The sequence below is a fragment of the Mycobacterium sp. E2462 genome (assembly GCF_001672685.1).
Taxonomy (GTDB): Bacteria; Actinomycetota; Actinomycetes; order Mycobacteriales; family Mycobacteriaceae; genus Mycobacterium.
Genome location: NZ_LZKC01000079.1, coordinates 1 through 9,099, shown reverse-complemented (window position 1 = coordinate 9,099; position 9,099 = coordinate 1). Strand labels below are relative to the sequence as shown.

At 70.8% G+C, this 9,099-nt stretch carries 7 protein-coding genes and 2 pseudogenes; 4 read left to right on the top strand and 5 right to left on the bottom strand.

What is annotated here, in order from left to right; all coding sequences use genetic code 11:
* Positions 1 to 374, top strand: a 374-nt coding sequence (locus A5714_RS03970) for an MmpS family transport accessory protein (protein WP_231975746.1), incomplete at its 5' end; no start/stop codon positions are given.
* Positions 375 to 1,016, top strand: coding sequence for a DUF2561 family protein (locus A5714_RS03965; RefSeq protein ID WP_068072602.1), 642 nt, complete (start codon positions 375 to 377; stop codon positions 1,014 to 1,016).
* Between the two features lie 141 nt (positions 1,017 to 1,157).
* Here A5714_RS03965 and A5714_RS03960 read toward each other — a convergent pair whose 3' ends face one another.
* From A5714_RS03960 to A5714_RS03945, 4 genes are read right to left on the bottom strand one after another with little or no spacing between them, the layout of a single operon-like run.
* Positions 1,158 to 2,882 carry a cytochrome bc complex cytochrome b subunit gene (locus tag A5714_RS03960; protein ID WP_068282968.1) on the bottom strand — a complete coding sequence of 575 codons (1,725 nt, stop codon included), beginning with the start codon at positions 2,880 to 2,882 and terminating at the stop codon, positions 1,158 to 1,160.
* Positions 2,879 to 4,087 carry a ubiquinol-cytochrome c reductase iron-sulfur subunit gene (locus A5714_RS03955; RefSeq protein ID WP_068282979.1) on the bottom strand — a complete coding sequence of 403 codons (1,209 nt, stop codon included), beginning with the start codon at positions 4,085 to 4,087 and terminating at the stop codon, positions 2,879 to 2,881. Before A5714_RS03955 ends, A5714_RS03960 begins: the two co-directional genes overlap by 4 nt.
* A gap of 58 nt (positions 4,088 to 4,145) precedes the next feature.
* Positions 4,146 to 5,000: a c-type cytochrome gene (locus A5714_RS03950; RefSeq protein WP_068072595.1), complete on the bottom strand. Its 855-nt coding sequence runs from the start codon at positions 4,998 to 5,000 to the stop codon at positions 4,146 to 4,148.
* Positions 5,001 to 5,040: 40 nt separating this feature from the next.
* Entirely contained in the window at positions 5,041 to 5,652 is a 612-nt protein-coding gene (locus tag A5714_RS03945; protein ID WP_068282966.1) for a heme-copper oxidase subunit III, read from the bottom strand.
* A 150-nt stretch (positions 5,653 to 5,802) separates the two neighbouring features.
* On the opposite strand from A5714_RS03945, the gene trpD reads away from it, so the two are divergent.
* Positions 5,803 to 6,894 carry an anthranilate phosphoribosyltransferase gene (gene trpD, locus A5714_RS25050; protein ID WP_231975745.1) on the top strand — a complete coding sequence of 364 codons (1,092 nt, stop codon included), beginning with the start codon at positions 5,803 to 5,805 and terminating at the stop codon, positions 6,892 to 6,894.
* Here the strand turns inward: trpD and A5714_RS03930 are convergent.
* Positions 6,832 to 8,670 (bottom strand): annotated as a pseudogene (locus A5714_RS03930) (DEDD exonuclease domain-containing protein); the annotation flags it as partial. The gene trpD and the pseudogene A5714_RS03930 sit on opposite strands and share 63 nt — an antisense overlap.
* Positions 8,671 to 9,023: 353 nt before the next feature.
* Here A5714_RS03930 and A5714_RS27545 point away from each other — a divergent pair.
* Positions 9,024 to 9,099 (top strand): annotated as a pseudogene (locus A5714_RS27545) (hypothetical protein); the annotation flags it as partial.

Below are 9,099 nucleotides of genomic sequence, written 5' to 3'. Positions count from 1 at the left end.
TTGACGCCTCGGGGTCGTCGCCACCACCGCCGCCGGCGCCGGCACCGCCCCCGGCGCCCACGTCGTCGGCGGCGGCCCCGCCGCCCAGCACCACCCCGGCCGGCCCCCGGCAGGTCACCTACTCGGTGACCGGCACCAAAGCCCCCGGTGACATCATCTCGGTGACCTACGTCGACGCGTCGGGCCGGCGTCGCACCCAGCACAACGTCTACATCCCGTGGTCGATCACGGTCACCCCGATTTCGCAGTCCGACGTCGGCTCGGTCGAGGCGTCCAGCCTGTTCCGGGTCAGCCGGCTGAACTGCTCGATCACGACCAGCGACGGCACCGTGTTGTCGTCGAACAGCAGCGACGCGCCGCAGACGAGCTGCTAGATGGTGAGCAGATACTCGGCGTATCGCCGCGCGGTGGGGGACGACACCATCGCGCCCGACGTCATCGACCGCATCCTGATCGGGGCGTGCGCCGCCGTCTGGCTGGTGTTGCTGGGGGTGAGCGTCGCCGCCACCGTCGCGCTGGTCGACTTGGGTCGGGGCTTCCACAAGGCCGCCAGCAGCCCGCACACGACCTGGGTGCTGTACGCCGTCATCGTCGTTTCCGCGCTGATCATCGCCGGGGCGATCCCGATGCTGCTGCGGGCGCGCAGGCTGGCCCAGTCCGAGCCGGCCGCACGCGCGATGACGGCGCCCGACAGGCCGCCTGTGCGCCTGATGTCGCAGGCGCCGCGCACCGCCGCCGAGCGCGACAAGCGGCCGCGCTTCTCGGCCGCCACGACGCCGACCCCCGAGCCGGCCGGCGAGGCCGTGGACCGGGTCTGGCTGCGCGGCACGGTCCTGCTGGTCGGCACCATGGGCGTGGCCCTCGTCGCGGTCTCGACGGCGACGTACCTGATGGCGGTCGGCCACGACGGCGGCTCGTGGATCGCCTACGGCCTGGCCGGTGTCGTGACCGCGGCGATGCCGGCAGTCGAGTGGTGGCACGTCCGCCAGTTGCGCACCCTCGCGGCCGACGCCTAGCCGGGGCTCGATCCCGCGGCACCCCTTGCGGCCGGTCGCACCCGCGTCTGCCCAGCAGGCCACGCCCGCCGACAGCAGCCCCACAAACCGCAACGACGCGGGCCGCGCTCAAAGCGGGCCCGCGTCGTTGGCGAACTACTACTAGTGGTGACCGTTCTGGCCGTTGGAGCCGTGGCCGTTCGAGCCATGGCCGTTGGAGCCGTTCGATCCGGCGATGCTGCCCTGATGCTCGCGCAGGGCGGTCAGCGACCGCTGCTCGGCGCTGTGCGCCGCCTCGCGCAAGGCCGCGTCCTCCGACGCCGGGTCGGCGAACAGGAAGCTACCGCTGCCCGGCGAACCGCCCGAGCCGAGCTTGTTCATCCGCTTGGGCAGCGCCGCGCCCTGGTACTCCAGCGGCAGCGGGTGACCGTGGTCGTCGACCGGTCCCAGCGGCTGGTGCAGCTCGACGTAGGCGCCGTGCGGCAACCGCTTGATGATGCCGGTCTCGATGCCGTGCTCGAGCACGCCGCGGTCGCTGCGCTGCAACCCGATGCACCACCGGTAGGTGATGAAGTAGATCAGCGGCGGCAAGATCACCATGCCGATGCGCCCGATCCAGGTCGTCGCGTTCAGCGAGATCTGGAACTTCAGCGCGATGATGTCGTTCATCGCGGCGAGAGTGAGCAGCATGTAGAACGCGATCGCCATCGCGCCGATCGAGGTGCGGACCGGAGCGTCACGCGGGCGCTGCAGCAGGTTGTGGTGCGCGTAGTCGCCGCTGAACCGCTTCTCCAGGAAGGGGTAGACGATCAGCAGGCCGAAGACGACGCCCATCAGGATGGCCACCCACACCACCGCGGGAATGGTGTGGTGGAAGAAGTAGAACTCCCAGGGCGGCCAGATACGCGCCAAGCCCTCGGTCCACATCATGTAGAAGTCCGGCTGCGAGCCCGCCGAGACGTGCGAGGGCTTGTAGGGGCCCAGGTTCCAGATCGGGTTGATCTGCAGCAGGCCGCCCATCAGGCCGAGCACGCCGACGATCGCGGCGAAGAACGCACCCGACTTCACCGCGAAGATCGGCATGACGCGTACGCCGACGACGTTGTGCTCGGTGCGGCCCGGGCCGGGGAACTGGGTGTGCTTCTGGAACCACACCATGGCCAGGTGCAGGCCGATCAACGCCAGGATGATGCCGGGCAGCAGCAGGATGTGCAGGGCGTACATCCGGGGGATGATCGCTCCCACCGTGGCGCACTCGTTGCCCACGCCGCCGCACGGGAAGTCACCGCCGAACAGCGCCCAGTGCAGCCAGGTGCCGATCACCGGCATGCCCAGCGTGATCGACGACAGCGCGGCGCGCAGCCCGATGCCGGACAGCAGGTCGTCGGGCAGCGAGTAGCCGAAGTAACCCTCGAACATGGCGAGGATCAGCAGCAGCGAGCCGATGACCCAGTTCGCCTCGCGGGGCCGGCGGAACGCGCCGGTGAAGAAGATGCGGGCCAGGTGCACCATGATCGACGCCGCGAAGATCAGCGCGGCCCAGTGGTGGACCTGGCGCACGAACAGGCCGCCGCGCACCTCGAAGGAGATGTCCAGGGCCGACGCGAAGGCCTTCGACATGTCCACGCCGCGCAACGGCTGGTAGACGCCGTTGTAGGTGACCTCGGCCATGGACGGGTCGAAGAACAGCGTCAGGTACACGCCGGTGAGCAGCAGCACGATGAAGCTGTACATCGCGACCTCGCCCAGCAGGAACGACCAGTGCGTGGGGAAGACCTTGTTCAGCTGTCGGCGGACCGCGGCCGAGGGGTGATAGCGGCTGTCGACGTCCTCGCCCTGGCGGGCCATGATGTCGCCGATTTTCGGGGGACTCAGTTTTGGACTCATGTTGTCGTCCTCTCCCAGAATGCCGGTCCGACAGGCTCGATGAAGTCGCCGTTGGCAACCAGATACCCGTTGGTGTCGATCGTGATGGGCAGTTGGGCCAACGCGCGCGCCGCCGGGCCGAAGATCGGCTTGGCGAAGTGCAGCGCGTCGAACTGCGACTGGTGGCACGGGCACAGGATCCGGTAGGTCTGCTCCTCGAACAGCGAAGCCGGGCAACCCAGGTGCGAGCACACCTTCGTGTAGGCGAACAACTCGCCGTAGTTGAAGCTCTCTTGACCCTGACGCTTTACCACGCGGCCCATGTCGACGGGCCGGATGCGGATGAGCATCACGGGGTTACGGACGCCCTGGTTGATGGCGCGCAGCTTCTCCTGCGACTCCGGCGTGGTGCCGTCACCGTCGGATTCGCGCCACGGGAACACGGTCTCCATGCCGCCGGCGTCGAGGTCCTCGGGGCGCATCTTGATGAACGGAGCCCCGGTGTAGTCGCCCGTGGCCCGGGCCAGAAAGATCGTCTCGCCCTTGTAGCGGGGGGTCCATCCGGAGGTCCACAGGACGGCCTTCTTGCCGTTCGCGGTGGGCACCACCGGCTTCCACGGGTTCTTGATCAGCCCGCCGGCGAAGGCGACCAGGGTCGACAGGCCGAAGGCGCCGAGGCCCACGCCCAGCGACAAACCGATCAGCTTGCGGCGGCCCACGGTGGAGCCTTCGAAGGCGTCGCCGAGGTTGGCGACGACGGTCTTGCGGTCGATCTCGGGGGAGGCGCCGTCGTGGCGATCCTGGATCGAGATCTCCTCGGGGATGAACCGCTTCTGGTAGAGGATGACGCCGATCGCGATCGACAGGATCGACATCCCGAACGTCAGCCCGTACAGCGGCGTGGTCAGGTCGTAGAGGAAGCTGCCGTCGGTGCCCTTCGGCTTGTACTCCCACGGCCAGAACAAGAAGATCAGCAGCAGCGCGAGCCCGAACCCGCCGCCCAGCAGCAGCCACACGGCGACGCCGCGCTCGGCGCGCTTCTCGGCCTTGGTGCCCTCGATCGGCCAGCGGGGCTCCTTGACGATGGTCTCGACGCCATCGAGGCGGCCGCCGAGCGCGACGAGTTCCTCCCGCGACATCGCGGCCAGCGCCGCGTCGTCGGGCTCCTTCTCGCCGACACCCTGGGTGCTGCCACCGGTGTCAGAGCCGCGAACGTCGTCCGTCATCTTGCGCCGCCCCTCCACATCGCTGTCATCGCTTCACCCTGCGTCGTCTCGGCGCGGCTCATGATGCTCGTGCCCCAATCCACAATGCCAGCCCGATGGCGGCAACCATCCCGATGATCCACGCCGCCATGCCCTCGGGCGCGGGACCGAAGCCGCCGAGGCCGTAGCCGCCCGGCTGCGTCTCCTCGGTGACCGCCTTGACGTAGCCGATGATGTCCTTCTTGGCCTCGAACGACAGCTGGCGGTCGGAGAACTTCGGCATGTTCTGCGGGCCCGTCCGCATCGCGGCCAGGATCTGCTGCTCGTTGGGTGCCTCCAGCGGGGGCGCGTACTTGCCCGAGGACAGGGCGCCGCCCCGACCGGTGAAGTTGTGGCAGGACGAGCAGTTCAGGCGGAACAGGTCGCCGCCGCGGCCCAGGTCGTCGCCGCGCAGCGAGCGCATCGCCAGCGTGCCGTCCGGGTTGCGCACCGTCGTCGGGCCGCCGCCGTTGGCCTGCACGTACGCACCCAGCGCGTCGACCTGCGTCTCGTCGAAGATCGGCTCCTTGCGGGGCGCCTGCGCCTCGCCGGTCATGGCGGGCATCCGGCCGGTGGAGACCTGGAAGTACACGGCCTCCTCGCCGACGCCGATCAGGCTCGGCCCGCGGTCCTGCACGCCCTGCAGGTTGGCGCCGTGGCACGACACGCAGGACGTCTCGAACAGCTGCTTGCCGGTCCGCAGCAACGCCGAGTTGGACTCGTCAGCGACCGCGACCTGCGGCCGGGGCGTCAGGACGGCGGCCAGCCCGCCGGCGATCGTCAGCGCGATCAGCAACAGCAGGCCGCCGGACAGCCGGCGGCGCAGCCGCCGCCGCGAGCGATCGCTCGCGGCGTTTCGCGGCTTCCGGTTTCGCATGGACCCCAGCTTCTTCAACCGAGCACTCCTGTTCATTCCGTGATTCGGAGCCGTCGGCTCATCGGATGAAATAGATGACCGTGAACAGCGCGATCCACACGATGTCCACGAAATGCCAGTAGTAGGAGACGACGATGCTGGCCGTGGCCTGCGCGGGGGTGAACTTACTCATCGCGGTGCGGGCCAGCAGGAAGATGAACGCGATCAGCCCGCCGGTCACGTGCAGGCCGTGGAAACCGGTGGCGAGGTAGAACACGCTGCCGTAGGCGCTGCCCGGAATGGTGGTGCCGTGGCTCACCAGGTGGTAGTACTCGTAGCCCTGCCCGCAAACGAAGAACAGGCCCATCAGGAACGTGATGACATACCAGCGGCGCAGCCCGAAGACGTCGCCGCGCTCAGCCGCGAACACCCCCATCTGGCAGGTGAACGACGACGCGATCAGCACCAACGTCACCGGAACCGCTTGGTAGAGGTTCAGTTCGGTGGGCGGCGGCGGCCATTTGCCACCGGACTGGGCGCGCGCGGTGAAGTACATCGCGAACAGGCCGGCAAAGAACATCAGCTCGCTGGACAGCCAGACGATGGTGCCGACACTGACCATGTTCGGCCGGTTCAGTGAATGAACCCGCGATGTAATTGCAGTGCCTGAAGTTCCGACAGCGCTGGTCACAATTGCAAGTATGACGCTTTGTAGTTGACGAACTCCACCCGGGGCGGCTTTTGGTGTCGGGTGTGTTCGGATCCGGGCGGCGCCCGCGGCGACGGGGGCCGGGCGCGCCGGCGGTTGGGGCGCGTTCGCCGCGCGTGGGACCATCGGCGCGTGGCTCTGACATCTGAGGGTGCACCTGAGATCCCCGGGTCCGCGGCGCCGCCGTCGTGGCCGCAGATCCTGGCCCGGCTGACCGCCCGGCGCGAACTGGCGCGGGGTCAGGCGGCCTGGGCCATGGAGCAGGTCATGGAGGGGGAGGCCAGCGCGGGCCAGATCGCCGCCTTTGCGGTGGCGATGACGATGAAGGCCCCGACGTCGGGGGAGGTCGGCGAGCTGGCCGACGTCATGCTGCATCACGCGCGCCCCCTGCCCGACGGCGTGACCGGGCAGGACGCGGTCGACATCGTCGGGACCGGCGGTGACGGCGTCAACACCGTGAACCTGTCCACCATGGCATCGATCGTGGTCGCCGCCGCCGGGGTGCCCGTGATCAAGCACGGCAACCGGGCGGCGTCGTCGCTGTCCGGCGGCGCCGACACGCTCGAGGCCCTCGGCGTGCGCATCGAGGCCGGCCCCGACGAGGTGGCCCGCAGCCTCGCCGACGTGGGCATCGGGTTCTGCTTCGCGCCGCTGTTTCACCCGTCGTACCGGCACGCTTCGGCGGTGCGCCGCGAGATCGGGGTGCCGACGGTCTTCAATCTCCTTGGGCCGCTGACCAATCCGGCGCGGCCGCGGGCCGGGCTGATCGGCTGCGCCTTCGCCGATCTGGCCGAGGTGATGGCGGGCGTCTTCGCGGGGCGCCGGTCCAGCGTCCTGGTGGTGCACGGCGACGACGGCCTCGACGAGCTGACGACGACCACCACCAGCACCATCTGGCGCGTGCAGGCCGGCACCGTGGACCGGCTGACGTTCGACCCGGCCGGGTTCGGGTTCCCCCGCGCCGACGTCGACGACCTGCTGGGCGGCGACGCCCAGTTCAACGCGGCGGAGGTCCGGGCGGTGCTGGCCGGGGCCACGGGCCCGGTCCGCGACGCCGTTGTCCTCAACGCCGCCGGCGCCCTCGTCGCGCACGCCGGGCTATCCAGCCGCGCTGAATGGTTGCCCGCCTGGGAGGACGGGCTGCGCCGCGCCAGCGCGGCCATCGATTCCGGGGCGGCCGAACAGCTGCTCGCGCGATGGGTGCGGGTGGGTCAGCAGCCCTGAGTCGGCGTCGTGACGGGTGAGCTGGTCGGCGGCCAGCCGCGCCGAGCGGGCCGACGCCGCCCACGCCGCCCAGGTGCCGGCCGCGCGTAGCGGTGACGCCCAGCCGCCGGCGTCGGGGGTGCCCTCGACTCGGACGATGCGCACACCCGGGGTGGTCAGCCAGCGCGCCAGCAGCGCGGTCTCCTCGACCAGCGCGCCACCGAGCGGCGCGGGCGTGGGCAAAATCGCCTGTGCCCCAAGCGAAAGCGCGTCGACCACCGGCATGGGCGGCACCCCGCGGCGCGCCGCACCGGCCGCGGCGAGCTGGCCGTAGCGAACGACGGCCAGCTGGTAGCCGCCGGCACCGTCGGGCGCCGCGGCGATCAATTCGGGCAGCGCCGCCAGCGCACGCAGTCGCTGACCACGCCACAAGATCTCTACCGCGGCGGCGGTGCGGTCCCGCAGCCGGGCGGCGCTTTCGAAATGCCGTCGTTCGGCCAGCGCCGTGACCTGATCGACGGCGGCGGTCAGCGCGCCGTTGTCGGCGCCGTCGATCAGCGCCGCGGCCCGCGCGACGGCCGCCGCGTACCGGGTGGCCGTGACGTCCCGGGCCGCGGGGCAGGGCGACACCTCCGTCTGCGCGCAGAGCGGACCGTGCAGCGCCGAGCGCCCCAGCCGGGTGGCGCAAGTCCGCACGCCGGTGAACCGGGCCAGCAGCGCGGCCGTGTCCGCGGCGTCGGTGCGCGACCGGAACGGTCCCACGGCGCGGTCGTGGCGGGGCGCCCGCACCACCACCAGTCGCGGGAACGCCTCGTCGCTCAGGGCCACCCACCACCAGCGGTGCGGGAACTTCGACCGCCGGTTGTACGGCGGGGCGTGCGCGGCCAGCATCCGCAATTCCCGGACGCCGGCCTCCAGCGCGTGGGCGCACTCGACATGCTCGATCGCTTCGGCCAGCGCCACCATCTCCTTCATCCGGCGGCGCGGGTCGGCGCCGGTGAAGTACTGGTTCACGCGGCGCCGCAGGTCCGTGGCCGTGCCCACGTACAGCACCTCGTTGGACGGCCCGCGGAACAGGTAGACGCCCGGCCGGCGGGGCAGGCCCTCGGCCAACACCCGTTTGCGGCGCTGCGCCGGGGTCACGTCGGGCAGGTAGGAGCGCAGGTCGGCGTAGGTGTGCACGCCCTGGTTGCCGACCCGCTCGATCAGCGCATGCAGCACGTCGACAGTGGCGCGGGCGTCGTCGAGTGCCCGGTGGGTGGGTTGGGTGGTCACGGCGAACAGGCGGGCCAGGGCGGCCAGGCGCACGCTGGGCGCCTCCTCGCGCCTGAGCACGCGGCGGGCCAGCCGGACCGTGCACAGCACCCGCGGCCGGGCCCAGGCGATGTCGCAGCGCTGGGCCGCGGCGCGCAGGAACCCGACGTCGAACCCGGCGTTGTGGGCGACCAGCACCGCGTCACCGGCGAACTCCAGGAACATCGGCAGCACCGCGTCGATGGTCGGCGCGTCGCGCACCATGGCGGTCGTGATGCCGGTCAGCTGCACGACCTGCGGCGGGATGCTGCGCTGCGGGTCGACCAGGGTGGCGAACTCGCCGAGCACCGCCCCGCCGCGCACCTTGACCGCGCCGATCTCGGTGATGGCGTCGGGGGGCGTGTCGCCGGTGGTCTTGGTGCGGCCGCCCGTGGTCTCGAGGTCCACGACCACGAACGTCGTCTCCCTCAGGGACACGTCGTCGGTGGTGAACGGCGAACCCACGTCGGCGAACGTCAATTGGCTGGCCTCGCTCGCACCCACGGCGGTGACGTTAAGCCCGGGCACCGACACCGCGGCCGTCCCACGCCGCCGTCGCCCGCCGTCGCCCGCGCGATCGAAACGTGTCGGTGCCTGCCGTTAGCGTTCGCCGCAACGACGAGATGTTCGCCGGACCAGACCGACCGAGAGGACCGACCGTGGCATCGAACAGTGGACGCGAAGGGGACGGCATGACGGAGTTTGGGTCGACGGGCGGACCGCCCGGAGCGGGAACGCCGGTGGTGATCGACTGCGACGACTGCGCGGTGCGCGGGCCCGGCTGCCGCGATTGCGTGGTCAGCGTTTTGCTGGGGGTGCCGGAGACGCTATTGCAGGACGAGCGCGCCGCGCTGGAGGTGTTGGCCGAGGGCCTGCCCCGCCGGCCGGGCGTCTACCTGTTCCGCGGGCCGTCCAACGAGGTGCTGTACGTGG

Bases quoted from the DNA above. Each gene is read 5' to 3' on its own strand.
- A5714_RS03965 (WP_068072602.1), top strand. From the start codon at position 375: ATGGTGAGCAGATACTCGGCGTATCGCCGCGCGGTGGGGGACGACACC.
- A5714_RS03960 (WP_068282968.1), bottom strand. From the start codon at position 2,882: ATGAGTCCAAAACTGAGTCCCCCGAAAATCGGCGACATCATGGCCCGC.
- A5714_RS03955 (WP_068282979.1), bottom strand. From the start codon at position 4,087: ATGACGGACGACGTTCGCGGCTCTGACACCGGTGGCAGCACCCAGGGT.